Source organism: Nocardia sp. GTS18 (assembly GCF_013839555.1).
Lineage (GTDB): Bacteria > Actinomycetota > Actinomycetes > Mycobacteriales > Mycobacteriaceae > Nocardia > Nocardia rosealba.
On sequence record NZ_JACBIU010000009.1, the window covers coordinates 88275 to 112110 of the forward strand.

23 protein-coding genes and 1 tRNA gene are annotated in these 23836 nt (G+C 67.8%); 8 read left to right on the plus strand and 16 right to left on the minus strand.

The genetic code is table 11. From position 1 onward, the window contains the following. Window positions 1–44: 44 nt before the first annotated feature. Window positions 45–860 (minus strand): serine hydrolase, encoded by an 816-nt coding sequence (locus HYG95_RS11700; protein ID WP_181697999.1) that lies wholly within the window; start codon window positions 858–860, stop codon window positions 45–47. A 31-nt stretch (window positions 861–891) separates the two neighbouring features. Here HYG95_RS11700 and HYG95_RS11705 point away from each other — a divergent pair, with 31 nt between their 5' ends. Beyond that, the gene (locus HYG95_RS11705; RefSeq protein WP_181698000.1) at window positions 892–2088 is read left to right on the plus strand and encodes a serine hydrolase domain-containing protein; all 1197 of its coding nucleotides are present in this window, start codon (window positions 892–894) and stop codon (window positions 2086–2088) included. 90 nt (window positions 2089–2178) lie between these two features. On the opposite strand, the gene aztD is transcribed toward HYG95_RS11705, so the two are convergent. From aztD to aztB, 3 genes are all read right to left on the minus strand, one after another. After that, window positions 2179–3339 (minus strand): zinc metallochaperone AztD, encoded by a 1161-nt coding sequence (gene aztD, locus HYG95_RS11710; RefSeq protein ID WP_181698001.1) that lies wholly within the window; start codon window positions 3337–3339, stop codon window positions 2179–2181. A 23-nt stretch (window positions 3340–3362) separates the two neighbouring features. After that, complete coding sequence (gene aztC, locus HYG95_RS11715; protein WP_370465762.1) at window positions 3363–4271, minus strand: zinc ABC transporter substrate-binding protein AztC; 909 nt, start codon at window positions 4269–4271, stop codon at window positions 3363–3365. A gap of 233 nt (window positions 4272–4504) precedes the next feature. Continuing rightward, a complete protein-coding gene (gene aztB, locus HYG95_RS11720; protein WP_181698003.1) occupies window positions 4505–6478 on the minus strand; it encodes a zinc ABC transporter permease AztB in 1974 nt (657 codons plus the stop codon). Between the two features lie 48 nt (window positions 6479–6526). Here aztB and aztA point away from each other — a divergent pair, with 48 nt between their 5' ends. After that, complete coding sequence (gene aztA / locus HYG95_RS11725) at window positions 6527–7225, plus strand: zinc ABC transporter ATP-binding protein AztA (protein WP_181698004.1); 699 nt, start codon at window positions 6527–6529, stop codon at window positions 7223–7225. Here aztA and HYG95_RS11730 read toward each other — a convergent pair. From HYG95_RS11730 to HYG95_RS11740, 3 genes are all read right to left on the minus strand, one after another. Then, window positions 7204–8334: an NDMA-dependent alcohol dehydrogenase gene (locus tag HYG95_RS11730; protein ID WP_181698005.1), complete on the minus strand. Its 1131-nt coding sequence runs from the start codon at window positions 8332–8334 to the stop codon at window positions 7204–7206. The two genes, aztA and HYG95_RS11730, sit on opposite strands and share 22 nt — an antisense overlap. 103 nt (window positions 8335–8437) lie before the next feature. Continuing rightward, window positions 8438–8962, minus strand: coding sequence for a DinB family protein (locus tag HYG95_RS11735; protein WP_181698006.1), 525 nt, complete (start codon window positions 8960–8962; stop codon window positions 8438–8440). Window positions 8963–9033: 71 nt separating this feature from the next. Next, a complete protein-coding gene (locus HYG95_RS11740) occupies window positions 9034–10074 on the minus strand; it encodes a phosphotransferase family protein (protein ID WP_181698007.1) in 1041 nt (346 codons plus the stop codon). A gap of 39 nt (window positions 10075–10113) precedes the next feature. On the opposite strand from HYG95_RS11740, the gene pabB reads away from it, so the two are divergent. Further along, window positions 10114–12165, plus strand: a complete 2052-nt coding sequence (gene pabB / locus HYG95_RS11745) for an aminodeoxychorismate synthase component I (RefSeq protein WP_181698008.1) — start codon at window positions 10114–10116, stop codon at window positions 12163–12165. Here the strand turns inward: pabB and HYG95_RS11750 are convergent. Together HYG95_RS11750 and HYG95_RS11755 are read right to left on the minus strand one after the other, a co-directional pair. Next, window positions 12162–12647, minus strand: a complete 486-nt coding sequence (locus tag HYG95_RS11750) for a hypothetical protein (protein ID WP_181698009.1) — start codon at window positions 12645–12647, stop codon at window positions 12162–12164. The genes pabB and HYG95_RS11750 overlap by 4 nt on opposite strands. A 54-nt stretch (window positions 12648–12701) precedes the next feature. Beyond that, entirely contained in the window at window positions 12702–13487 is a 786-nt protein-coding gene (locus tag HYG95_RS11755; RefSeq protein WP_181698010.1) for a carbonic anhydrase, read from the minus strand. A 240-nt stretch (window positions 13488–13727) separates the two neighbouring features. On the opposite strand from HYG95_RS11755, the gene HYG95_RS11760 reads away from it, so the two are divergent. Then, window positions 13728–15404, plus strand: a complete 1677-nt coding sequence (locus HYG95_RS11760) for a TerD family protein (protein ID WP_181698011.1) — start codon at window positions 13728–13730, stop codon at window positions 15402–15404. Here HYG95_RS11760 and HYG95_RS11765 read toward each other — a convergent pair. Beyond that, entirely contained in the window at window positions 15401–15694 is a 294-nt protein-coding gene (locus tag HYG95_RS11765; protein WP_067983960.1) for a hypothetical protein, read from the minus strand. The genes HYG95_RS11760 and HYG95_RS11765 overlap by 4 nt on opposite strands. Before the next feature lie 204 nt (window positions 15695–15898). Between HYG95_RS11765 and HYG95_RS11770 the strand changes: the two genes are divergently transcribed. Beyond that, window positions 15899–16189: a hypothetical protein gene (locus HYG95_RS11770; RefSeq protein ID WP_067487175.1), complete on the plus strand. Its 291-nt coding sequence runs from the start codon at window positions 15899–15901 to the stop codon at window positions 16187–16189. 163 nt (window positions 16190–16352) lie between these two features. On the opposite strand, the gene HYG95_RS11775 is transcribed toward HYG95_RS11770, so the two are convergent. Together HYG95_RS11775 and HYG95_RS11780 are read right to left on the minus strand one after the other, a co-directional pair. Beyond that, the gene (locus tag HYG95_RS11775; protein WP_067487172.1) at window positions 16353–16841 is read right to left on the minus strand and encodes an FBP domain-containing protein; all 489 of its coding nucleotides are present in this window, start codon (window positions 16839–16841) and stop codon (window positions 16353–16355) included. A 133-nt stretch (window positions 16842–16974) separates the two neighbouring features. After that, window positions 16975–18075, minus strand: coding sequence for an alkene reductase (locus tag HYG95_RS11780; protein WP_181698012.1), 1101 nt, complete (start codon window positions 18073–18075; stop codon window positions 16975–16977). Between the two features lie 65 nt (window positions 18076–18140). On the opposite strand from HYG95_RS11780, the gene HYG95_RS11785 reads away from it, so the two are divergent. After that, window positions 18141–18518 carry a MerR family transcriptional regulator gene (locus HYG95_RS11785; RefSeq protein WP_181698013.1) on the plus strand — a complete coding sequence of 126 codons (378 nt, stop codon included), beginning with the start codon at window positions 18141–18143 and terminating at the stop codon, window positions 18516–18518. A gap of 6 nt (window positions 18519–18524) precedes the next feature. On the opposite strand, the gene HYG95_RS11790 is transcribed toward HYG95_RS11785, so the two are convergent. After that, window positions 18525–19751, minus strand: a complete 1227-nt coding sequence (locus HYG95_RS11790) for a VWA domain-containing protein (RefSeq protein ID WP_181698014.1) — start codon at window positions 19749–19751, stop codon at window positions 18525–18527. A gap of 232 nt (window positions 19752–19983) precedes the next feature. On the opposite strand from HYG95_RS11790, the gene HYG95_RS11795 reads away from it, so the two are divergent. Continuing rightward, entirely contained in the window at window positions 19984–20460 is a 477-nt protein-coding gene (locus HYG95_RS11795; protein WP_181698015.1) for a hypothetical protein, read from the plus strand. Here HYG95_RS11795 and HYG95_RS11800 read toward each other — a convergent pair. The 3 genes from HYG95_RS11800 to HYG95_RS11810 all read right to left on the minus strand — a co-directional run bounded on the left by HYG95_RS11800 (window position 20446) and on the right by HYG95_RS11810 (window position 22729). Further along, on the minus strand, window positions 20446–21072 hold the full coding sequence (locus HYG95_RS11800; RefSeq protein ID WP_181698016.1) for a GNAT family N-acetyltransferase: 627 nt from the start codon (window positions 21070–21072) through the stop codon (window positions 20446–20448). The genes HYG95_RS11795 and HYG95_RS11800 overlap by 15 nt on opposite strands. A 298-nt stretch (window positions 21073–21370) precedes the next feature. Beyond that, window positions 21371–21444 (minus strand) — tRNA-Ile (locus HYG95_RS11805). A gap of 280 nt (window positions 21445–21724) precedes the next feature. After that, the gene (locus HYG95_RS11810) at window positions 21725–22729 is read right to left on the minus strand and encodes a zinc-binding dehydrogenase (protein ID WP_181698017.1); all 1005 of its coding nucleotides are present in this window, start codon (window positions 22727–22729) and stop codon (window positions 21725–21727) included. A 599-nt stretch (window positions 22730–23328) separates the two neighbouring features. On the opposite strand from HYG95_RS11810, the gene HYG95_RS11815 reads away from it, so the two are divergent. Beyond that, window positions 23329–23835, plus strand: a complete 507-nt coding sequence (locus HYG95_RS11815; RefSeq protein ID WP_067487148.1) for a hypothetical protein — start codon at window positions 23329–23331, stop codon at window positions 23833–23835. Window position 23836 lies beyond the last annotated feature (1 nt).

Consider the following 23836-nt stretch of genomic DNA (forward strand, 5'->3'; position numbering starts at 1 on the left):
GTGGTGCGAGTGTAGGCGAAGTGAGCGATGTTGCGGGTGTTACCTCACTGCGTGTTATGTGTCTCTGCGATCACGGAATCACTAAATTTCGGCCACGCGGTTCTTGCCCAGTCGCCGAAATTCTCGTCGCTCAAACCGATCGTGGCTACCCCTATTTCGGGGTCGACCCACAGGAAGGTCCCGGACTGACCGAAGTGCCCGTAGGTGCGCGGCGAATTGGAATGACCGGTCCAGTGCGGTGTTTTCCCGTCACGGATTTCGAAGCCGAGACCCCAGTCGTTGGGCCGCTGGGAGCCGTATCCGGGCAGCACTCCGTCGCGGTCGGGGAATTGCACGGAGGTGGCATCGTCGAGTGTTTGCCGAGATATCAATTCGGGTGTCAGCAACTCGGTGGCGAATAGTGTCAGGTCACGAAGGCTCGCGCGTCCCGCATGCCCCGCCGACCCTTCCAGAACCGCGTCGCGCATGCCGAGTGGTTCGAATACCGCCTCGTGCAGATAGTCCGGAAAGTGGATGCCCGTGCTTTCGGTGAGGAAATCGGCGAGCAGTTCGAATCCGGCACTCGAGTAGATGCGGCGGGCACCCGGTTTCGCGATCACCTCCGGTGTGGCGAAGGCCACACCGGAGGTGTGAGCCAGCAGATGACGCACGGTCGATCCGGGCGGGCCCGCGGGCTGATCCAGTTCGATCGCGCCCTCCTCGACGGCGACCAGGGCCGCGTAGGCGACGAGGGGCTTGGTGACCGAAGCCAGCCGGAACACCCGGTCGAGTTCACCCGTGGTGTGGACCCCGTCGACGGTGACCACGGCAGCCGCGGCGTGCGCCACCGGCCACTGCTGAACCTGCTCCAACGAACGCATATCCGGCAGCGTAGCTACGATCGACGACACCATGAGTCCCGCACCATCAGTTCACGGCGACGTGGCGGCCGGTTTCGGCCCTGTCGCCGACGCTTTCCGCCGCAATTTCACCTCGCACGGCGAGATCGGCGCCGCCGTCGCCGTCTACGCGGGCAGCGAACCGCTGGTCGACCTGTGGGCGGGCCATCGCGACCGCGCCCGTGCGGTTCCTTGGGAGCGCGACACGATCGTCCCGGTGTTCTCGTCGTCGAAGGGCATGTCGGCGTTCACCATCGCCACCGCAGTCTCGCGTGGACTGCTCGACTACGACGCCCCGGTCGCGAAGTACTGGCCGGAGTTCGCCGCGCACGGCAAGGACCGGATCACCGTGCGCCAGCTGATCGACCATCAGGCCGGTCTGTCGGGCCTGGACCGGATCGTGAAGCTGAGCGAACTCGGTGACCGCGAGAGCCTGGCCGACCTGCTCGCCGCGCAGAAGCCGACGTGGGAACCGGGTACCCGGCACGGCTATCACGCGCTCACCCTCGGCCTGTACCAGAGCGAATTGCTGCGCCGCGTGGATGCGGCGGGCCGCAGTCTCGGTCGCTTCTTCGCCGAGGAGATCGCGGCACCGGTGGGCGCCGACCTGTTCATCGGGCTGCCCGAAGACGAGTCTCTCGACCGCGTCGCCCAGCTGTCGGCGACCAAGGGCCTCGACATCCTGCGCTACGAACTCGCCGACATCCCGCTGCGCATCGGCGCTGAGGTGTACGCAAAACGCGGGCTTTCCTATGCGGCGCTGACCAATCCGCGCCCCGGCGCGCCCGCCCGTGCCACTCGTCGCGAGTTCCTCGGCATCGAATGGCCCGGTATGAACGGCGTCGGCAACGCCCGCGCGCTGGCCCGCATCTACGGCGCGGCGGCCGGGCGCACCGGCGCACTCCCCCTCAGCGACGACGTCCTCGACCTGCTCGCCGCCCCGGCCGTCGACTCGGTCCCCGCCGCCGACCTCGTCCTGCACACCAAGAGCCGCTACCACCTGGGCTTCCGCAAATCGCGCGGGAGTTTCCGCTTCGGCTCGGACAAACGCGCCTACGGCACAACCGGTCTCGGTGGCTCGTTCGGATTCGCCGACCCCACAACAGGTCTCGGCTTCGGCTACACCATGAATCGTCTCGGCATGGCCATCCTCGACGACGTCCGCAGCCGCAACCTCCGCACCGCCGTCCTCGACTGCGCCACACGCTGAACCTGGACAGACGATCACCACGCTCTGGTGGCGGCATCGGTCGAAAGCCGAACGCCGACAGAGCGTGGTGATCTCGAGCGCGGGCAGCCTCTAGTGGGCGGAGACCCCGTTGATCTCGTTGGGCGCGGCGGGGAGGGTGGCCGACTGGGTGATCTTGCCCTCGGCGAGGTCGACGCGGTGGACCTGCTTGGTTGCCGGTTCGGTGACGTAGGCGATGCCGTCACGGACGTAGAGCGTCGGGCGCGCGTCCTGCCATTCGAGCGGTTCCTGCCAGGCACCGGTCACCGGGATCGTGCGGGTGACCGCGCCCGCGACCGGGTCGATGACGTAGAGCTTGCCGTCGGTTCCGAGCACGAGCGCCTCACCCTGCGGGCCGCGGCCGAGCGAACGGAAGGAGTAGCTGGTGCCGATGTCGACCAGGCGCAGGCTGCCGTCGGCCGTGTTCACCAGCGAGATCTTGGTCGGCCGTTCGAGCTCGGCCTCCTTGTCCTGCTTGTAGTCACCGAGCACGATCGGGGAGACGTCGCTGCCCGACATGTTGCCGATGCGGCCGTAGGGAGTCGGGCTGGTCACCTTGGTGATCTTGCCGTCGCGGTAGACCACGGCACCGGTCTGGCAGCCGACCACCACGGTCTCGTTCTGGGCGGTGGCCTCACCGTGGACACCGGGGCAGTCCTCGTTGCGGGCGATCTCCTTGCGGTCCTCGTCGAGGGCGACCAGGCCCACCCGCGCATCCTCGGTCCCGAGGGTGACCAGCAGGTTCCCGTTGCTCAGTTCGACGGCGACACCGTGGTGGGCGGCGGCCGCCTTGTACACCTCGGTGGGCTTGCCGCTGTCGATCTTGTCGGTGTCGACGACGGTCACCTCACCGGTTCCGTCGGCGAACAGCACGGTCTTGCCCGCGTGCCGCACGACGTGGCCGGGCTTGCTCGCGGCGTACTCGGTGCCGGTGAATTCCGCCTTGTGGGCGTCGAACACCCGGAAGCTGTCCTTGACGGTCACCATCAGGTGGTCGTCGTCGCCCGCGGGGTTGAGCCGGTTGAAGCCGTCGAGCTTCACCTCGCCTTCCTGGGCGAGCGTCAGGCCGTCGAGGACGTAGATGCCGCCGTCGTAGGTGAGGGCGATCGGTTCGGCGCCCGGGGCGTGGTCGTGGGTTTCGACGTCGTCGCTGCCGCAACCGCTGAGCGCTACCACCGAGGCGAGCGCCCCGGACATGGCCACCATCGTGGTGGCCCGTGACCGACTGTGCATGTCGTGCTCCATCTCTTGTTGAATTACGTTGTCGGCCCGGATAAGCCGCGGGCGATGGCCTCGGTGTTGGCGCGCGCCATCTCGAGATAGGTCGCGGCGCCGCCGCCGGGTTCGGTGAGCGATTCGGTGTGCAGAGCGGCTACCTGCACCTGCAGGCCCGCATGCTCGGCCAGGACACGCGAAAGGCGGTCGGGCGCGGCCGAATCGGCGAAGATCGTGTGCACCCCGGCGGTGCGGATGGCAGTGGCGAGGTCGTCGAGGTCCGAGGCGCTCGGGGACGCGAGGGTGGTGCCGCTGGGGATGACGGCGCCGATCACGGTGAACCCGAATCGCTGTGCGAGATAGCCGAAGACGTGGTGGTCGGTGACCAACTGCCTGCGTTCGGGCGGGATCGCCGCGAACCGGTCGGTCATCCACCGGTCCAGCTGGTCGAGTTCGCCGACGTAGCGGGCGGTGTTGGCGCGCACGGTCTCGACGTCGATGCCGTCGACCCGCGCGATGACTTCGGCGCTGATCGCCTCGACGGCTTTGCGCACCCGCGCCGGGTCGGTCCAGAAATGCGGGTCGGGCTGACCGGCGGATTCGTCGGAGGTGTAGGTGATCGGGTCGGCCCGCTCGGCGACCGCCAGCGTCGGCACACCTGCCGACGCGGCCGCCTGCACGTGCCGGGCCACGCCTTCCTCGAGCCCGAGGCCGTTGTGCACGACCAGTGCGGATCGTTCGATATCGGCGGCCTGACGTGCGGAGATGCCGAACGAATGCGGATCGGTCCCCGCTTGCATCAGCACCGTCACCTCGGCGGTGTCGCCGACGACGGCCTTGGTCAGGTCACCGAGGATGTTGGTGGTCACCATGATTCCGCTGCGGTCGCCGCCGGTGCCGCACGCGGTGATCGACGCGAGCAGCGCGATGACGACGAGCGCCAGACCCACGACGCGAGGAGCACCCCGGAATCCGGCCCCCGGCGACACCCGTGACCGCGGAGATGCGCCGCGGCGACCGAGCACCGAACGGGATTCGCGTGCAGCGGCCCTTCGGGCGCCACTGCCCGACGTGGCGTGCGACCGAGTGGGCATGGGTTCGGCCCCGGCGAGCACGGTCTCCGAAAGGTGAGACCCGGCAGCACCGTCCGGCACAGCGTGGACGCGAACCCTTGCTTCGTAACTCACAGACCTGTCTCCACCAGCAGTGCGGGCGCGATGTCCACCGGGAAGGTGCGCGCGATACGGAGGTTGTCGTTGTAGGCGACCTCGTGGACGGTTCGGCCACGAATGTCGTTGACATAGGCGCGGTTCGGATCCACCTGGAGCACCGGCTCGCCCTCGACCGGGCCGGTCAGTGCGACACGTGCGGTCTCCGAACCGGTTTCGGGGTCGAGCCCGTGCAGCACACCGTCCCGGGTGAGGACGAGCACCGCGGACCCCTCACCGGCCGTGTTCACCGCGACCGCGTCGGCGATCGGGATGTGCTTCCAGGTCTTCTTGCGGACGTCGAGGGTCCACACACCGGTGCGTCCGGCGAGCGCGGTCAGCGTCGTGCTGCCGGGTCGATGGGTGAACGCGGTCGCCCGATCGGCGCCAGGCTCAGGGTAGGCAACCTTCTCGGCGACGAACGCACCGTCACGCTGGGCGATGACCAAAGCCCCGTCGGCACAACCGAATACGACTCCACGCCGGGTGACGGCCTGACCACGTGGCTGCGGGCACGAGCCGGGCAGTGGCTCAGCAGCCGCACCGTCGCGCCCGCGCACATCCACTCGCCCCGCGCTGTCGGCGACGACCAGCTTCTCGCCGTACGGCAGCGCGATGCCGTCGATCCGGTGCGGCTCGCGGACTTGCCCGTCACCGAGCGCCACCCGATCGAACACCAGCGTGGCACCGGAATCGAGCACCACCGTCGACACCGCCGGATCGCCGTATGCGGCGACAACTGCACCCGGCGCCGCGATACTGCCGACTTCACGCACCGGGGCGCTGTAGTAGTGGCGGTGATCGGCGTGGTCGACGGTCCATCCTCCGCTGTCGACCACACGCACCGACCCACCGGCACTCAGGAATCCGAACCGACCGTCGCCGACCAGGGCCGAGCCCTCTGATGCAGCGGCATTCTCGCGTCCGGCGAGTGTGGTGACCTGCTCGGTCAGTAGATCGATCACCCGGATGTCACCGGTGGCCGGATCGCTCACGACCAGCCGGGTCTGCGCCTCGCTCATCTCCTCTGCCCCCGCGACATACCCGTGCGGCGGCTCCTCGACGATCACCGGTTCGGTCGCGGCACACCCGGCCACCGACACCGCGGCCAACGCGGCGACACCGACCTTCCCGAACCGCTCCCGCAGCGCCGAGACGACCGCCGACACGAAGAACGACCCGACCGCGACGGCGGCGATCGTCGCCCCGGCCGCCGTACCCGCGTGCCACGAGACGACAAGCCCGGCAGCGGTGGAGAACCCACCGATCAGCGCGGCGAGCACCATCACCACCGGAATCCGGTCCGACCAGTACACGGCGGCGGCGGGCGGCGCGATGAGCAGACCGAACACCAGCAGCGTGCCGACCACGTGGAAGGAGGCGACGATGGCCAGGGTCACCAGGCCGACGAGCGCGACGTGCGCCGCCTTCGGATGCAGCCCGAGTGTGTGCGCCTTGCGCGGATCGAAGGTCAGCGCGACGAAAGCCCGATGCCCGAGCACGGCGACAACCAGCGCGAGCCCGACGGCGGCCACGAGGTACCACAGGTCGACGGTGCGCACCGCGAGCACATCACCGAACAGGAATCCCGTGAGGTCCACGGCGAACGACTGCGAACGCGACACGATGATCACACCGGCCGCGAGCATCCCGACGAACAACAGCCCGATCGCGGTATCGGCCGCGAACCGCTTACTCCGCGAGAGCACCGAGACGCCGAAAGCCATCGCGGTGCAACTGATCGCGGCACCCACGATCAGATTGCCGCCGAGCAGCGCCGCCACCGCGACACCGGGCAGCATGCCGTGCGCCATCGCGTCACCGAGAAAAGCCATGCCGCGCACCACCACCCACGTTCCGGCCAGGGCGCACACGCAGGACACCAGCAGTCCGCCCCACAGCGCCCGCTGCACGAATGCCACCTCGAACGGGGCGATCAGCCACTCCATGGCAACGGACGATATACTGAAAACGATTATCGTTTCAAACGAGGTGAGATGCAACACACAGCAGACCCGGCGATCCGCATCGAGGACGTCACCGCCGGCTACGGCCGCATGCCCGTGCTGTCACAGGTGACGGCGTCGATCCCGCGCGGACAGGTGACCGCGATCGTCGGACCCAACGGTTCGGGGAAATCGACGCTGCTCGGCGTCCTGGCGGGAACGGTCCCTGTCCGGTCGGGCACGGTGCACCGCGAGACGACCCGGCGACCCGCCTTCGTGGTGCAGCACACCGCGATTCCCGCGGCGCTGCCGATGACGGTGCGCGAGGCGGTGGCGATGGGGCGCTGGGCGCATCGGGGATTGTGGCGGCGGCTCACGCGAGCCGACCGCGAGATCGCGCAGGCGTGCCTGGAGCGGATGGACCTCACGGCGCTGGCGACACGGCGCCTGGACACGCTCTCGGGCGGTCAGCGTCAGCGCACGCTCCTGGCCCAGGCGTTGGCGCAAGAATCCGATCTGGTTCTGCTCGACGAGCCGGCGACCGGACTGGACGACGCCGCGCGCGCCGAGATCTCGGGTGCGCTCACCGAGATCGCGGCCGGTGGGGTCACCGTGGTGCAGGCGACCCACGACCCGACCGAAGCCGCACGCGCCGATCATTGCCTGCAGTTGCGCGACGGCAGAATCCTCGCCGGGGGTCCACCCGGCGAGGTTCTGGGAACCTTCGGCTACCAGTCGGCTTCGGTGTAGCGGATGATGCCGCGAATGTTCTTGCCGTCCAGCATGTCCCGGTAGCCCTGGTTGATCTCCTCGAGGGAGTAGCTGCGGGTGACCATGTCGTCGAGATTGAGCTGACCGGCCTTGTACAGCGACAGCAGCCGCGGCGCGTCCTGGCGGGCGTTGCCGCCGCCGAAGATGCAGCCCTTCACCGTCTTCTGCAGCATCGAGAGCAGGAAGCTGTTCATCTTCACCTCGCCCGCGTCCATGCGGCCCATGGAGGTGACGACGAGCATGCCCGCCTTGCCGGTGAGGATCAGACCTTCTTCGATGTAGTCGCCGTGCATCTCACCCATGGTGAGGATGACCTTCTCGGCCATCCGGCCCTCGGTGGCATCCATCAGCGGCATGATCGCGGCGGCCATGCTCTCGTAGGTGTGGGTGGCGCCGAACTTCTGCGCCTGCTCGCGCTTCCACGGATTCGGGTCGATGGCAACGACTTTCGACGCACCACTGAGCACCGCGCCCTGCAGCGCGCTCATCCCCACGCCGCCGATACCCGCGATCACCACGGTCTCACCCGGCTGGACCTGGGCCACATGGGTGGACGAACCGAAGCCGGTGGGCACGCCGCACCCGACCAGGCAGGCCACCTCGAACGGAATGGTCGGGTCGATCTTGACCACCGAGGTGTGGTGCACCGTCATGTAGGGGGCGAAGGTGCCGAGCAGGCACATCGGGATGACGTTCTCGCCGCGCGCCTGGATGCGGTACGTGCCGTCCGAAATCGCCTGTCCCATCAGCAATCCCGCACCCAGGTCACACAGCGCCATATTCCCGGACACACATGACGGACAGCGTCCGCAGGCCGGGATGAACGAAAGGATGACGTGGTCGCCCACGGCCAGATCGCTCGGGCAGTTCGGCCCGAGCTTGGTGATCACACCCGCGCCCTCGTGGCCACCCATCACCGGGTAGCCGGGCATCGGCGTGGCACCGGTGACGATGTGGTGATCGGAGTGGCACATGCCCGCTGTCTCCATGCGGATCTGCACCTCCCCCGACACGGGGTCGCCGACCTCGATCTCCTCGACCGACCATTCCTGGTCGACGCCCCACAGGATCGCGCCCTTCGTCTTCATTACGATCGACCTCTCGCCAAGCAGTGCCTCGTTGTGACTGCTCCCACCCTACGAACTTTCGGCCGATTCTGGAACACGTTCTAGAAATCTGGTGAAGATTTCTCTATCCGTGCACGTCGTGGACGTGGTGCTCGAGGTCGTGCAGGAAGTATCGGCCCAGCGAGGCCACGGTGAACAGCGATCCGTCACTGCGGGCACCGCGCCAGTCGAGCCGATCCGCGGGCACGGCGGCGAAGGCCGCGGCCACCTGCTCGGCATCGGCGGACAACTCTTGCGCGACCGCCGCCGGGTCCTGCTCGTTGTAGCGGTCGGCGACGGCGGTGGCGTCCTGATCCCAGTTCTCGAATCGCGGCGTCGTCGCGCCGTCGCCGTCCAGCATCAGCGCGAGCCGGGTGTCGAAGATGCGGCAGACATCGCGCACGTGGGCGGCGTATTCGAGAACCGACCAGGTCTGCGCGTCGGGCCGCGCGCGCACGTCGTCGCGATTCAGCGCCGACGCGATGTGGGCGGCAGCGGCCCGCGTCCGGTCGGGCACCTGCTCGAACGCGATCGACGCGGCGTCGTAACCGCACTCCTCGCAGGGCTTTTCGAGGACCCAGGTCCAGTCCTTGGTATCAGGCACGATCATGTCGCCAAGGCTATGGCGTCGCAATCTTGACGTCCATTGATATTCAGTCAATGATCGTCGAGATCCGGGCATCAGTCGATCAGCTTGCGTGCCTTCTCGAACAGTTCGAGGGTCACCGCGTGCAGGAAGTCGCCCACCTGCTTGGGCGCCTTGCCGGCGAAGGCCCTGGCGTGGGTGCCTTCGAGCACGATGCCGAGCTTGAAGCAGGCCAGCACCTCGTACCAGGTGACGGCGCGCAGGTCGCGATCGGAGAATTCGGCGTAGTGGCGGATCATCTCCTCGGGCGTCGGCAGGCCGCCGACGGTGCCGAGAGTGCCCATCAGCCCGGCGCCGACGGTGCCGGGTTCGGGGCGGGTCGCCAGTTGCCAGCCGAGGTCGAGCAGGGGGTCGCCGATGGTCGACATCTCCCAGTCGACCATGGCTGCCACCTCGGGGCCGTCGTAGTCGAACATCATGTTGGCCAGGTGGCAGTCGCCGTGCATGATGCCCGGTGACGGGTCGGCGGGACGGTTGCGGTCGAGCCAGTCGCCGACCCGCTCCACGTCGGGGATCTGCGGGCCGGGGTAGCCCTCGTTGGCGGCGTAGGTGTCGAGTTCGCGCAGCCAGCGCGGCACCTGACGTTCGAGGAAGCCCTCGGGGCGGCCGTAGTCGGCCAGGCCGAGCGCCAGGTAGTCGACGGTGCCGAGACGCGCGATGGCCTCGATCGCCGACAGCCCCATCCGCCTGCGGATCTCCGGGTCGTTCGCATGCGGCTCGGGTAGTTCGGTCTGCGGATTGAAGCCGCGGATGGGTTCCATCAGGTAGAAGACCGCGCCGAGTACCGAGGGGTCGGTGCAGGCGGCGATCACCCGTGGGGCGCGGATCTCGGTGCTGTCCAGCGCGGTGAGCAGACGGGATTCGCGGGCGATCACCTCGTTGCTCTTGGCCCGCAGGTGTTCGGGTCCACGACGCAGGACGTATTCGCGGCCGCCCCGGGTGAAGCGGATCATGATGTTCTGGGTGCCGCCGCCGATCGGGCTGACCTCCCCGATCGTGTCGCCGGGTAAGCCCTGCTCGTCCATCCAACGTCCGAGCGCCGCGGGATCCGGTTGCGAAACAGCCATGGCGCACATTCTGCCCCGAACCGCGTCCGGCGTAGGGTTTTGGCCACGATGCGCACGCTGTTGATCGATAACTACGACTCGTTCACCTACAACCTCTACCAGCTCATCAGTGAGGTCAACGGGAGCGAGCCCGTCGTCGTGCGCAACGACGAGGTGGGCAGCGTGGGCGAACTGGGCCTCGACCGATTCGACAATGTCGTGATCTCGCCGGGGCCGGGCCGTCCCGATCGGCCCAGGGACATGGGGATTTCGACGGCGGTGCTCGAGCAGGCCGAGCTGCCGTTACTCGGGGTATGCCTCGGGCATCAGGGCATCGTGATCGGCGCGGGTGGACAGGTCGGTCGCGCCCCCGAGGCGCGCCACGGTTACCTCGATCGGGTCGCTCATGACGACCGGGACCTGTTCGCCGGGTTGCCGCAGGACTTCACGGTGGTGCGATACCACTCGCTGGCCGCGCTGCGCCCGCTGCCCGACGTGCTGGAGGTGACGGCGACGACGGGCGACGGTGTGGTGATGGGTGTGCGGCACCGCGAGCGGTCGCAGTGGGGTGTGCAGTTCCATCCGGAGTCGGTGTCCAGCGAGTTCGGGGCCGCGCTGTTGCGCAATTTCGCCGATCTCACCAAGGCTCGGACCCCGGCGGCCGCGCCGGTCGTCGTGCGAGGGCCCGAGGTACCGTCGGATCCGCCGACGAGACGGTTCGTGTTGCGGCACAGGGTGATCGAACGGGCGATCGATACCGAGGCGATCTTCCTGCGTTGCTACGGCGACTCGGCGACCGCGTTCTGGCTCGACAGCGAGCACGTCGAACCGGGCCTGGACCGGTTCTCCTTCCTCGGGGACGCGGCGGGACCGCACGCCGAGATCGTCGGATACCGGGTAGGCGACGGCGCCGTCACGGTGACGGATGGCGCGGGCACCCGAACCGTCGCGGGCACCGTACTCGACTACCTGGACCGCGAACTGCGCGCCAGGCACTGCGAAACACCGTTGCTGCCTTTCGATTTCGCGGGCGGTTATGTCGGCTATCTCGGCTACGAGGTGAAGGCCGATTGCGGGGCGCGGGCCGTGCACCGCTCCCCTACCCCGGACGCACAGTGGATTTTCGCCGATCGGTTGGTCGTGGTCGACCACGTGGCGGGCCGCACCCATCTACTCGCTCTCACCGATCCGGGTAGCGAAGCGGCGGGTGCGGATTGGCTCGGTACCACCGAGTCCGCCCTCGCCGACCTGCCGACCTGGAAGAATCCCGTCGACCTGCGTGTGCGCGCCGATCCCGACGCGGTCCAGGCGCATCTCGTGCGCGGCCGCGACCGCTATCTGGCCGATATCGCGGTGTGCCAGGAGCGGCTGCGCGCGGGTGAGTCGTACGAGATCTGCCTGACCGATGCGGTGGTGGTCGCGGCGGGCGAGGACGACGGCCTGGCCTTCTACCGCCGCCTGCGCCGCTGCAATCCCGCGCCGTATGCCGCCTACCTGCGGTTCGACGGTCTCGAGGTGGCGTGCTCGTCGCCGGAGCGATTCCTCAAGGTCGACCGGGACCGGATGGTGGAGAGCAAGCCGATCAAGGGCACCGCACCGCGCGGCCGGACACCCGCCGAGGACGCGCGGTTGCGTGACGCGCTGGCCGCCGACCCGAAGACGCGCGCCGAAAACCTGATGATCGTCGACCTGTTGCGCAACGATCTCGGGCGTGTGTGCGAGATCGGTTCGGTGCACGTGCCCGCGCTCATGGTCACCGAAACCTATTCCACCCTGCACCAATTGGTGTCGACCGTCCGCGGCACTCTGCGTCCCGGTGCGGGTGTGGTCGACTGCGTGCGCGCCTGTTTTCCGGGTGGGTCGATGACCGGGGCGCCGAAACTGCGCACCATGGAAATCCTCGACGAGCTGGAAACCCGGGCGCGCGGGATCTATTCGGGCACCATCGGCTTCCTCGGGCTCGGCGGAACCGCCGACCTCAATATCGTCATCCGCACCGCGGTGCGCCACGGCGACGAGTGGACCATCGGCGCCGGCGGGGCGATCGTGCTCGATTCCGACGCCGAGGACGAGTACGCCGAGATGGTCCTCAAGGCCGCGGCGACCTTCCGCGCACTCTAGCGACGTCGGCGCTTCTCCGGTTCCGGTGGTGGTTCCTCGCCGCCGCGCCCGGTGAAGCGGCCGATCAGACCCACACCCGGCAGTTTCGCGAGGGCGCCGAACAGGTCCTCACCCAGCGAGATCATCGCCTCGAGGCGGGGCAGCAACCGGTCGTAGGTGGCGAACACCGGGTCGGCGAGGGCGAGCGTGCGATCGAGGCGGTCGATGGTGCTGTTGAGCCGGTCGACCGCGATCGACAGGTTCTCCACCAGATCCGGCAGCTGCGCGGCGAGTTGCGCCGAGGCCGGTGGCAGCCGTACCGCCGCGTCGAAGGCGTAACCCGCCGTCTGCTGCGCCGCGTCGATGGCCTGCCCCGCCGCCGACTGTGCCGCGCCGACCGCCGCCTGCGCCGCCGACAGCAGATCGGCGCCCGGCACCCTGCGCGCCTGCGGCGGCACCGGTGGTGGTTGCGGCGTGCGCCCCCGCTTCTTCGGGTTCGTCATGTCTCCACTGTGCCCCACGGCGGCCGCGTGCGCAGGGAGGAGCCGCCGTGTCCGTCAGTTCTGTCCGGCCAGCACGACCGGTCGGCCGAATCGCGGTTGCACCGGGCGGTTGGTGTGCGGGAACAGCGCGCGATAGTGCTCCACATCGGCGATCGCGACCGGCGCGGGTTCGCGCAGCACGATCCAGCGCACCCCTTCGGTACAGGGCGGCGTGGTGAGCGAACCCTCGTAGCGGAACTGGGCGAACCCGGTCGGCAGATACCCGCGCGGATCGATGCTCGTCACCGTCCTGGTGGCACCCATCCGATCCGGTGCCGCCGCGAGTACCGTCCCCAGCGGCGCCGAGTCCGGCTGCGCGCGCAACAGCACCGCGAGTACCGCGAGCCTGCCTGCCCGGTCCGCGTGCACGAAGTGCAGCTCCATCGCCGCTTCCGCCCCGTCGACGGTGTGCTCGCTCGGCAGGTGGAAATGGAACTGGGTCAACTCGAACGCGCTCCCGTCGACGACGATGCGGTTACCCGAGCCGGACGCCACGTTCGCCTGAATCGTGTGCCCGTTGTTCACCACCTGCACCGAGGACATCGGCCGGTACTCGATGTCGATGTGCTCGTCGGGATGCAGTTCCGTATGGGCGGGCAGATCGATCGGCGACTGCGCGTGCCCGCTGCGGCAGGTCACGAACCGGCTGTCCAGATCGGCCCAGTGGTCGGGCCCTTCCGCGTCGTAATCCCAGTGCACGTCAGTGCGCGCTGCCTGCCCCGACCCACCGCATCCCGCCACCGCGAGCAGCGCGAGCGCGGCAAGTGCTCCCCGTCGGGTGAGTAAGTGACCATTCGACATACCGACCAGCTCCTCGTCAGCTCGGCCGTCGGCACCGAACGCGGCGGCCCCCAAAATGTCCGCTTTGCACCGAATATCCCTATATCACAACGGATTTCGTTATCGAGCGGACCCCAACGCTAAACCTCTGAGGATGGGTGAAACCAGGCCCGATCCTGCGAGATGGCTCACACTCACCGAGGTGGCCGGAGCGGCGCTCCGGCAAACCGTGTCGGACCTCCGTGGCATCATGCGAGGACCATGGAACTACGCAAGGGCGCGAATTCGCCGGTACCGACATCGCTTCTCGCCGTGGTTGTTTCATGGCGGGGAGCGCAGGCTGTCGACGCCCACGCACTCCTGGTCACCGAATCCGGTCTGGTCCGCACCGACCGCGATTTCGTCTTCTTCAACGCCCCTCGCCACGCCTCGCAGGCGGTCACGCTCGACCAGGAACCCGAACCGGGTACGGCTCGGCTGAGCATCTCCCTGCCCCGCACCGAAGCCGATATCGCCCGCATCGTCGTCACGGCATCAGTGGACGACACCACCTTCGATCGCCTCGACGACCTCACTCTCACCGTGCACGCCGCCGACGGTCCGGTCGCCCGCTTCGCCGTCGACAGCATCGAGGACGTCCAGGCGATGATGTTCGGCGAGTTCTACCGGCGCGACGGTGGCTGGCGTTTCCGTGCGATCGGCCAGGGCTGGGCAGGCGGGCTGCGAGGGCTGGCCGTCGAATTCGGCGTCACGGTCGACGAACCGGCCTCCGTGGGCAGAGCCGACGAAGGCCGCACCGGCCGGACCGGTGCCGAACTGTCCGGCGCGCCCGCCCTGACCCGCCGCGTCATCGATACCCCGCCGCCGCCACCGGCGGACCCCGACCTGGCCGACTGGCATCCCGACCCGGACGCACCCGACCGCCTGCGCTGGTGGGACGGCGACGAGTGGACATCGAGCGTTCGCCCCCATCTCCCGCCGACCAGGGGCCACTGCACCCGGTGCGGTAATACGCTGCGCCGCAAGTTGTTCGGCGGTCACGCTCCGTGCAAGACGTGTGCCGCCGAGATCGACGAGTTCCTCACCCACTGGCGCAACCGAGCCGTGCGGGTCCTCACCGGCCCCGGTACCCGATCACCGGAGTGGACACAGGTGTGGGCGTCACTGCGGTTCCAGCGCATCGACGAGGAACAGGGCAGGGCGTTTCTGCGCGAGGACGGCCTCACCCAGGTGGAGCGGATGGTCGCGTTCGCGTTCGCCGACGGTGAGGTGTTCGCCGACGAACTGGACGCGTTCGAGCACGTCGTCGGTGAGCTCGACCTGGGCGGCCCCATCGTCGACGATCTGCGCAGGCGAATGCACCGGGGCCGCACCCTGTCACGACTGCGTGCGGGCGAGCTGCCTGCCGTCGACACACCGGGCCTGCACCTGGACCCGGACGAACGCGTCCACCTGGACCTGCCCGCCGTGCACATCCGGATGCTCGCGCGCGGTCCACGCCACTCCGAGGGCAGGCTGATCGGCAGTTCCAAGAAGTTGCGCTTCGTCGGCGACGGCACCGGCGTCGAACTGCCCTGGTCCCGGGTGGTTTCGGTGCATCCGGAACACGGCACCGTCGTCCTGGCCGCGACCTCCGCGCGCGGCGGTGCGACCTTCGGCGTGGCCGACCCCGACTATGTGGCGGCCGCGCTCGAAGGCGCGTTGCGCGTGGCCAAACGCCTGGTCCTCACGCCGGGTCAGCGCGACAGCCGCAGCATTCCCCAGGATGTGAAGACCCTGGTGTGGCAGCGCGACGGTGGCGCCTGCGTGGAATGCGGCGACCGGCACTACCTGGAGTTCGACCACATCATCCCGCTCAGCCGGGGCGGCGCGACGAGCGCGTCGAACCTGCAGATCCTGTGCCGGGCCTGCAACCGGGCCAAGGGCGCGCGGATCTAGCTGCCGAGCACCGCGTTCATGATGGTGCCGCCGCTGGTGGCCACCACACCGCCGATCATCGCGCCCGCGATCATCTTGGGCGACTCCATGGCGCTGCCGTTCCACTTCTCCCAGGCAAACTTTCCGCCCGCGACGGTGATGGCCAGAATGCCCGACAGAATCATGAACCAGGTGAGGTACTGGACCATCTGCATGATCTTGTCCGAGAGCGGCGGCGCCTCCGGCGTAGGGTTGCCGACCTGCGCAAACGTCGTGACGGTGTCGGCCATCGACGTCAGAATGATGCTCATAGCCTGCTCCCCTTTTCCGCGTATAGCGAACTACGTTCCAGCGCTGCCGTATTCGGACGAGTTCCAGGATACGGCCGCGAACCCCCAGCGCACCAACAAAACCGATCGGTTCTGTCGAGGGGGTGGCTGCGACGCCGCGCCGGACGGGATACCATCGGCCACAGCAGTTCATCGCCGTTCCCCCGAGTTACCGAGTGAGCAAACATGATTCTGGCCGCTGTCGCCGATACCTTGGTCTTCACCGATACCTTGGCCCAGATCGGCAATCCGACACCCGAGGCGCCGCCGCTGTCGGAGAAGCTCTTGCAGATGGTGCGTTACTTCACGTGGTTCGTGCTGCTTTCGGGCATCATCGCCATCACCTACGCGGGTGGCAAGTTCGCCTGGGAGAAGTGGACCGGTGGCGCGATGCAGTCACCGCGGATGGTCGCGGGCGCGATGATCGGCGGCGTGGTCGCCACCAGCGGCGGCACCATCATGAACGCCATGATCTGATTCCTGTCCGCTCGGGCCGGTCCGGATGAACCGGGCCGCCTCGACCGGCAAGGATTCCCGACCCGGGTTCTGTTGTGGTTCAACAGGACCCGGGTCGCTTCAGCTGGGCTCTACTGTGTCGGCACATGGCAGCAACCTCCTTTCTGTCAGCCGGGCGGGGTGGCTAGGTGTAGAGCTTGTCGACGAACGCGTAGAGGTTCTCCACCACGCGCTCGGCCTTCTGCTCCACGGTCAGATCCTCGCGGTATCGGCTGCCCATCGAGGGCTTCTTCTTGTTACGGGCGTACAGCGAGCACGCGAGATCGGTGCACATGTAGCTGCCGATCGTGTTCCCGCGCCGCCCCGATTCCCCGGCCTTGTTCGCCGTCATCAGCGAGACCCCGCCGCCGGTGTGGCTGGTGAGGCACAGCGCACACATCTGTGTCTTGCCCGAACCACCCGTCTCGTGGCGCAGCGCGATGCTCACCAGCTTGCCGTCACGCGGCACGGCGATGTAGCAGCGCCCCGCGTAGGAGGGGTCGGTCCAGCCGAGGAAGTCGAGATCTTCCCACGGACGTTCGGCCAGGTCACGGGGAACATTGAGACGTTTGGCGTCGCCTTTCGAACAGTTGACGAACGACGCTCTGATCTCGCGTTCGGTGATGGGTTCCATCGCATTCCTCTCGGTAGTCGAACACAAAACGTAGCCACGCTAACGAGTTGCCGACCTGCTGACAACCGAGTTTCTCCAGCTCACACGGCCTCCGTGCCCCGGCGGCGATCCGGCCGCCGGGGCATCCGCCCGGTCACGCCACGGATTCGAGGACCGGGTAATCGGTGTAGCCGGTCGCATCGCCACCGTAGAAGTAGTCCTCACGGAACTGGTTGATCGGCGCGCCGTCGCGCAACCTTGCGACGAGGTCGGGGTTGGCCAGGAACGACCGGCCGAGCGAGACCAGGTCGGCGCCCGCGGCGAGCAGTTCCTCGGCCGCGGACCTGCCACCGTCGGCGGGCAACGGCGAACCCCAGCCGAGCACCGGGTTGGCGATCAGCACACCGTCCCAGCCCGCCCGGATCCGCTCGAACACCGGGGTCCGTGGGTCGGCGAACACCACGTGCAAGTAGGCCAGGCCGCGACCGCCGAGTGCGGCGACCAGCGCGGTGTACAGCTCCTCGGTGTCGGATTCGACGATGTCGTTGGCGCCGACGCCGGGCGCGACGCGCACCCCCACTCGCTCCGGTCCGATCGCCGCGGCCATGGCCTCGACCACCTCGACGGTGAATCGGATGCGGTTGTCGACGGTGCCGCCGTATTCGTCGGTGCGCTGGTTGGTGTTGTCGGACAGGAACTGGTGCAGCAGCATGCCGTTGGCGCTGTGCACCTCCACGCCGTCGAACCCGGCCGCGATCGCGTTGCGGGCCGCCTGGGCGAAATCCTGGACGGTGCCGTGGATGTCGTCGATGCTCAGCTCCCGGGGAACCACCGCGTCCTGCGAGCCCGCCGCGGTGCGGATCGGCGTCGACAGCCGCACCGGTGAAGGGGCGACCGGGACGGCACCGCTGTTGTCCGGATGCCCGACGCGACCACCGTGCTGCACTTGCAAAAAGGTCCGCCCGCCCGCCGCGTGGATCGCCTCGGTGATCCCGCGCCAGCCGGCGATGTGGGCATCGGTGTAGATGCCGGGGATGCCCGCGAACGTGATGCCCACCTGGTTGGGGCTGGCCGCCTCGGCGATGATCAGACCCGCGTCGGCGCGCTGGGCGTAGTAGGTCGCCATCAGTTCGGTCGGGCTACCGTCCTCGGCCGCCCGGTTGCGCGTCATCGGCGCCATCACGAGCCGGTTGGGGAGTTCGAGAGCACCGAGAACGGCCGCATCGAAAAGGCTGGGTACTGCGTTCTTCGTCATGCGGATACGGTAAAACTTGACATTGGTGTGAAGTTCAAGTCGATGTGTGAAAGGCCTGGTGGCGCATGCGAATCGGGGAGCTCGCGGCGCGGACCGGCGTCAGCGAACGGTCACTTCGCTACTACGAGGAGCAGGGTTTGCTTGCCTCTGACCGAACCCCGGGCGGCCACCGTGACTACCCCGATCTCGCCGTGGACCGGGTGATCCACATCCAGGAGCTCTACGCGGCCGGGCTGACCAGCAAGAAGATCGGTCAGATCCTGTGCTGCATCCGCGACGCCGACGGCCGGGCCAACGAGAACGCCACGCCCGAACTGATCGATGAACTCTGCACCGAACGAGCCCGGATCGACCGTACGATCGCCGACCTGATCCGCTCCAGGGACGTCCTCGACGACGTCATCGCCCGAGCCTCGGAGGACATTCCCGTCGCCGCGGAATAGTCACCGTTACCGGACGATTCCGGCCGCTCGGGCGGCGCGCAGCCAGTCCGGGAACTCGCTGAGCAGGTGTCGGTAGAGCTCGGCGTCGTCGAGCTGGTCGATGTCGGGGACGGCGAAGAAGCCCGCGTTGTCGACCACCCGGCCGTCGAGTTCGTCCAGGGTGCGCAGCACACCGAAATTGGCGGGGCCGAGTCCGATGAACTGCCAGAACGCGGGCAGGTGGGCGGCCTCGCGCATGAGCGCGGCGATCTCGCGTTTCTTGGCGAAGCCGCCGTCGGTGAAGAACAGGACGAGTGTGGGCCGGGTGCTGCCGTGCAGGGTGTCGATCACCGCGCGCATGATCGGCAGTTCGTCGTTGCGTCCGCCGAGGCTGCCGTAGTCGATACCGTCGTGGGTGCCGTTCAGGTGCAGATAGGTCTGCGTCCAGCGCTCGGCATCGGCCACGGTGATGTCCGGGAGTTTCGCGTAGGACAGGGCGTAGAGGTAGGCCTCGAGGGTGCCGTCGTCGTCGAGCTGGGTGGCGACCGGGATCATTCGCTCCACCACCCGGTGCACGGTCCCGGCGCGATACATCTTCTGCATGCTGCCGGTCTTGTCGATCACCAGCACAACCCGCGCCCGCGTTCCGAACGCGCTCTTGTCGATGAGGATCTTGGCGACTTCCTGCTTACGCATATCCAGCTTCTGCCGTTTCTCGAACGACAGCGCGTGCTCGCCGGGCACCGTCCTCGGCGCCGCGACGACTTCCGGTTCGTCGTCGACACTCACCCCGTGATCGGTGACCAGATCGGCGAATCCGCCGGCATACCCTTGCCCGACCGCGCGCACCTTCCACTGCTCACCCCGGCGATACAGTTCGAGCGCGATCACCACCGTTTCCCGATCCAGGCCTTCGATCACGTACTCGCACAAAGTATTTCCAGCGCAATCGGCGACAACCGCGACCGGTGCCGATCCGCTCCCGAAGGTCTGCCCGTCGGCCGTGATCACCGCCCGGATCTGCGCGATGTCACCCGGCACCTGGGCCGGCGTGACGTGGAGTGTCGCCCCGTCCAAACGGACCCCTTGGGCCCGGGGCTGATTGAAGAACACGAAGTCGGCATCCGTTCGAACCTTGCCCACCTCGGTGACCAGCAGCGCCGACAGATCCGCCGCCACACCACCACGCACCGACAGCACCACCTCCCCCGCCGCCAGCCCTAGGTTCTGCCCCTTCACCAGCACAGCAGCCATCGCACGCCCCTCATCTCGCACCCGATGCCCCACACCCTAGGCCAAACCCGTCAGCCACGGACGAGGTCCGCCGACGCACGTAGAATGAGTACTCGACCTCGAGATCGGGAGGCGCAGGGTGGATTTCACCATCGCGTACCTGCAATACGCCGGTCCGGATCGCGGCGGATCAGTACACCGAACTGCTGATGGTGCGGTGGCGGGAGCTGCTGGCGACGGCGCGGGCTGAATCATGACACCGAATGAGCGCTTCCTCCGGCTGGGAACCGATCACCGGCGGCAGGTTCATCTGTCGCTGTGTGCCGATGTCCTTCCGACGTGGACCGATTATGTTCGAGGCAAGCCTTCCGCGCTTCGCTACCGCGACTCGGTGGTCGGGATGCGCCACCACGTAGACGTCGAGCTTCCGATCGATGCCCTTGGGGCTGCTCGGGCCGGCGTGGACTTCGCGAATATCAGCAGCCGCTATCTCGAGCCCATTACCGCGCTGCAAGACGACGATCTGGCCTTCCCCGACCCGGTCGAGTTCGCCTACTACGCGATCTACAACTGCTTCCGCAAATATGTCTCGGGTGAGGAGATCGCGGACTGGCTGATCGTCAACCAGGCGTTGGCGGTGCACGATCCCGGCGAGGCGGCGCAACGTCTGACGCGCGCTGTCGACGGCGTCGATCCCGTCACGGGCGAGGGTGTGTCATCCGGCGGGTGACACAGACGGCTCGTCTGTTACCACCTGACGGTGCTCGTACCAGATCGACGGGACGAGCGATCCGTTCGGCAACCGTTGTGCTCGCCGGTACTTTTCCGTCGCGCCGATCTTGTCGCAGATTCGCCGCACCGCGAGATTCGACTCGGAGGTACCGATCTCGACGGTGGCGAAACCGGCGTCATGGATCGCCTCGACCAGCGCGGCCACCGCTTCGCTCGCGTAGCCCGCGCGCCGGTGCCGTGGCCCGATCCACCAACCGAGGGTTCGCGACGACGGGTCGTTGTCACTCGGGTGCACGGTCGCGCCACCGACCAGGGCCCGGTCCGACCGCGACTCGAAGACGAACAGCCCCGCGACCGGATGCCCCGACCGGACTGACTTCACCATTGTCCGAGCCTCGCGTTCGGTCCACCCGTTGCCGGCGATCATCTCCGCATCGATCGTGGCGGCGAGCGCAACCGCGTCCTGCGGTACCGGTCGGCGCACCAGCAGCCGCTCGGACTCGACCTCCCGCAGCCCGTGGTGGCGCGCCCGGACTTCCTTGTCGACGAGCCCACTGACCCGCCACGCCCACAGCCCGCCCGCGACAAGCAGGACGCCCACCACGAGCACCGCCCATAGGGTTATAGCGAATCCCTTTGCAGCGGCAACGGATTCGATCGTCAACACGATCCCGACGAACACCGCCGGCGCTCCGACTACGACGATCCAACTCGCCAGCCCGAGAGCGACGGAATGCCAGGGCGCTTGCTGAACGGCCGCTCTGACATACGCGACTCGCCACAGGGGAAACATGCGCGAACGATATTCGACGAGGTCGGACCTTGCAGATCCCAGCCGAGAACTCATCCGGCACGGTCCGCGCAAACAGGTGTCCCAGGCAGCATAACCGCTGGTGAAGGACCAAATGTGGGGCGGGTGGGGCTCGAACCCACGACCAGCGGATTATGAGTCCGCGGCTCTAACCGACTGAGCTACCGCCCCTGACCGCGGTCTCCGCGGGCGAGTCGCATGGTACCCGGTGGGTTGCGAGATTGACCACTCGTGCGGGGGGTGGCGGACCGGACCGGTCAGGACCGGTTCGCCTTCTCCCGTTCGCTGCGTGCGCGGTCCGAACGGTCGCGCTGCTTGACACTTCCCCCTGGACTGCTGGCGAGTTTGATGACTCCGATTACCAACAACAAGACCGCTACTGTCACCCCGGCGACAATTATTCCCTGCACATATTGAACTTAACGTGTATTCCGTTGTGCTGCAGGGTAAGTTACACTGTCGCGCCGATCGTCAATACGGTACGTCCGAGGGCGGAACGGTCCTCGATGACGGCGTGCGCCCGGCGGACCTCCTCGAGTGGAAATGCCTGGCCAACCACCACTTCCAGCTCACCGGCGGCCACTGCCGACTGTGCGCGGCGGGCGATGGACTGCCAGTCGATTTCGCCGCCGACGATGTCGAACAGGCCACGAATCGTGACGTGACGCACACTCGCCGCCGCTGTGTCGCCGTTGGCGAAGTCGCCTGCGGCCGAGCCGTATCCGAGGAACAAGCCGCCGCCGGCGGTCGCGGTCAGCGCGTGACCACCGATGTCACCGCCGGCACCGTCGAAGACCACCGCCGCTCCCCCGCCGGTGATCTCGCGAACCCGCTCCGCCCAGCCGTCGGAGGAATAGTCGACAACAGCGGTGGCACCCAGTCGCTGTGCGAGAGCCAGCTTTTCGGTTCCACGGGCGGCCGCGACGACCTTCGCACCGGCCGCGACGGACAACTGGGTGAGCAGTGTGCCGAGGCCCCCGGCCGCCGCGGTGATGAGCACCCACGAATCCGGTTGCACCCCTGCATGATCGAAGACTGCCAGCGAGGTACGGCCGTCGTGGGCCAGCGCGACCGCCTGCACGGTGCTGAGCCCGTCGACGATCTCCACCAGCGTGGCCGACCGTGCGAGCGCTTGCTCGGCGTACCCGCCGATGGGCAGGCCGCCACCGATCCCGCTGGCCGCCGTCTGAGTGACGACGCGCTTGCCGACCCACGCGGGATCGACCTCCGCGCCGACCGCACGCACCACACCGCCGATCGCGCCGCCGGGAATGTACGGCAGGCTCAACGGGAAGAAGTCCTGTCCCCAGCCCGCCCGCAGCCGGGTATCGAGGAACATCACGTCGGCCACGTCGACATCGATGAGCACCTCACCCGGGCCGGGCCGCGGCGCGGGCAATTCGCGCACCTCGAGCACATCGACTCCGCCGAATTCCTTGACCTGCACTGCACGCATCGTGACTCCTTGTGGTGTTCACCGGGACACCACAAGCTTCGAACCTGAAGCAGAGTTCAGGTCAAGGTGCTGAGACCGCTGTCACATAACGCACTGTCGACCCACACTGGACGACAGCTGGCGCTCGACGCCGCGGATGCCTGCGCATCACCCGGCACTAACTACCGCCGCCACAACTACTGCTGCTCCCACCGCCACAACTGCTACTACTACCGCCACCGCAGCTGCTACTGCTTCCGCCACTGCAGCTACTGCTACTTCCCCCACTGAATCCACTACTACTGCCACCACCGCAACCCCCGCCCCCGGAACCCGGATCCCCGGGCCAGCCGGCCGAACACCCCGACCCACTGTTCGTCCACGTCTGACCAGGCGTCCCGTCGAAGAATCCCGCCGCACCGGCCGCACCGGCGACCCAGCGCGGGTCGTGGGGGTCGATCCGGGGCGGACTCAGCTTCCGCACGAGCACGACCACCGTCGTCACCACCAGCCCGATGCCGGCGGCGAGGAAGAACAGGACGATCAGGACGGTCATACGTGCAGGCTAACCCGCCGGAATGTTCCCGGCAGCCCTACGCCCAGGGGCCTTACAGTGAAGCATGGCCATCACGATCCCCGGACTTCGTCGGCGACCGGTCGATCTGGCGACGGTCGATCGGACCGTCGCCGACCTCGATTTTCCCGACGCGATCTTCAAGACCTGCCCTTGGCAGCCGCGCGATCTGGTGGAAACCGGTCTGCGCCAATGGTTGCGGTGCTGTGGTGCCGCGCTGCGCGACGATCAGGTGATCGGTATGCCCTCGCACGCGGTCGACGAGGCGTGGCACGGTTTCATCCTGTGCACCCAGCTCTACGCCCGGTTCTGCGATCGGGCCTACGGCCGGTTCCTGCACCACTTCCCCGACGGCGTCGCCGCGGACACACCGACCGACGCGGGACCGATGCTCGAACAGCTCGGGCGAACGGTGGTGGCGTGGTCGATGGTCGCGGCACCGGGTGAGCCGTGCGTGCTGTGGGATCTGGACCGCCAGGTCGGTGTGGAGAACCCGTGGGGTGTGGACGCCCGGCACGTCGCCGCAGTGGAGCGGCAACTGCACCGGGCGTGAG

Bases quoted from the DNA above. Each gene is read 5' to 3' on its own strand.
- HYG95_RS11700 (WP_181697999.1), bottom strand. From the start codon at position 860: ATGCGTTCGTTGGAGCAGGTTCAGCAGTGGCCGGTGGCGCACGCCGCG.
- HYG95_RS11705 (WP_181698000.1), top strand. From the start codon at position 892: ATGAGTCCCGCACCATCAGTTCACGGCGACGTGGCGGCCGGTTTCGGC.
- aztD (WP_181698001.1), bottom strand. From the start codon at position 3,339: ATGCACAGTCGGTCACGGGCCACCACGATGGTGGCCATGTCCGGGGCG.
- aztB (WP_181698003.1), bottom strand. From the start codon at position 6,478: ATGGAGTGGCTGATCGCCCCGTTCGAGGTGGCATTCGTGCAGCGGGCG.
- aztA (WP_181698004.1), top strand. From the start codon at position 6,527: ATGCAACACACAGCAGACCCGGCGATCCGCATCGAGGACGTCACCGCC.
- HYG95_RS11730 (WP_181698005.1), bottom strand. From the start codon at position 8,334: ATGAAGACGAAGGGCGCGATCCTGTGGGGCGTCGACCAGGAATGGTCG.
- HYG95_RS11735 (WP_181698006.1), bottom strand. From the start codon at position 8,962: ATGATCGTGCCTGATACCAAGGACTGGACCTGGGTCCTCGAAAAGCCC.
- HYG95_RS11740 (WP_181698007.1), bottom strand. From the start codon at position 10,074: ATGTGCGCCATGGCTGTTTCGCAACCGGATCCCGCGGCGCTCGGACGT.
- pabB (WP_181698008.1), top strand. From the start codon at position 10,114: ATGCGCACGCTGTTGATCGATAACTACGACTCGTTCACCTACAACCTC.
- HYG95_RS11750 (WP_181698009.1), bottom strand. From the start codon at position 12,647: ATGACGAACCCGAAGAAGCGGGGGCGCACGCCGCAACCACCACCGGTG.
- HYG95_RS11755 (WP_181698010.1), bottom strand. From the start codon at position 13,487: ATGTCGAATGGTCACTTACTCACCCGACGGGGAGCACTTGCCGCGCTC.
- HYG95_RS11760 (WP_181698011.1), top strand. From the start codon at position 13,728: ATGGAACTACGCAAGGGCGCGAATTCGCCGGTACCGACATCGCTTCTC.
- HYG95_RS11765 (WP_067983960.1), bottom strand. From the start codon at position 15,694: ATGAGCATCATTCTGACGTCGATGGCCGACACCGTCACGACGTTTGCG.
- HYG95_RS11770 (WP_067487175.1), top strand. From the start codon at position 15,899: ATGATTCTGGCCGCTGTCGCCGATACCTTGGTCTTCACCGATACCTTG.
- HYG95_RS11775 (WP_067487172.1), bottom strand. From the start codon at position 16,841: ATGGAACCCATCACCGAACGCGAGATCAGAGCGTCGTTCGTCAACTGT.
- HYG95_RS11780 (WP_181698012.1), bottom strand. From the start codon at position 18,075: ATGACGAAGAACGCAGTACCCAGCCTTTTCGATGCGGCCGTTCTCGGT.
- HYG95_RS11785 (WP_181698013.1), top strand. From the start codon at position 18,141: ATGCGAATCGGGGAGCTCGCGGCGCGGACCGGCGTCAGCGAACGGTCA.
- HYG95_RS11790 (WP_181698014.1), bottom strand. From the start codon at position 19,751: ATGGCTGCTGTGCTGGTGAAGGGGCAGAACCTAGGGCTGGCGGCGGGG.
- HYG95_RS11795 (WP_181698015.1), top strand. From the start codon at position 19,984: ATGACACCGAATGAGCGCTTCCTCCGGCTGGGAACCGATCACCGGCGG.
- HYG95_RS11810 (WP_181698017.1), bottom strand. From the start codon at position 22,729: ATGCGTGCAGTGCAGGTCAAGGAATTCGGCGGAGTCGATGTGCTCGAG.
- HYG95_RS11815 (WP_067487148.1), top strand. From the start codon at position 23,329: ATGGCCATCACGATCCCCGGACTTCGTCGGCGACCGGTCGATCTGGCG.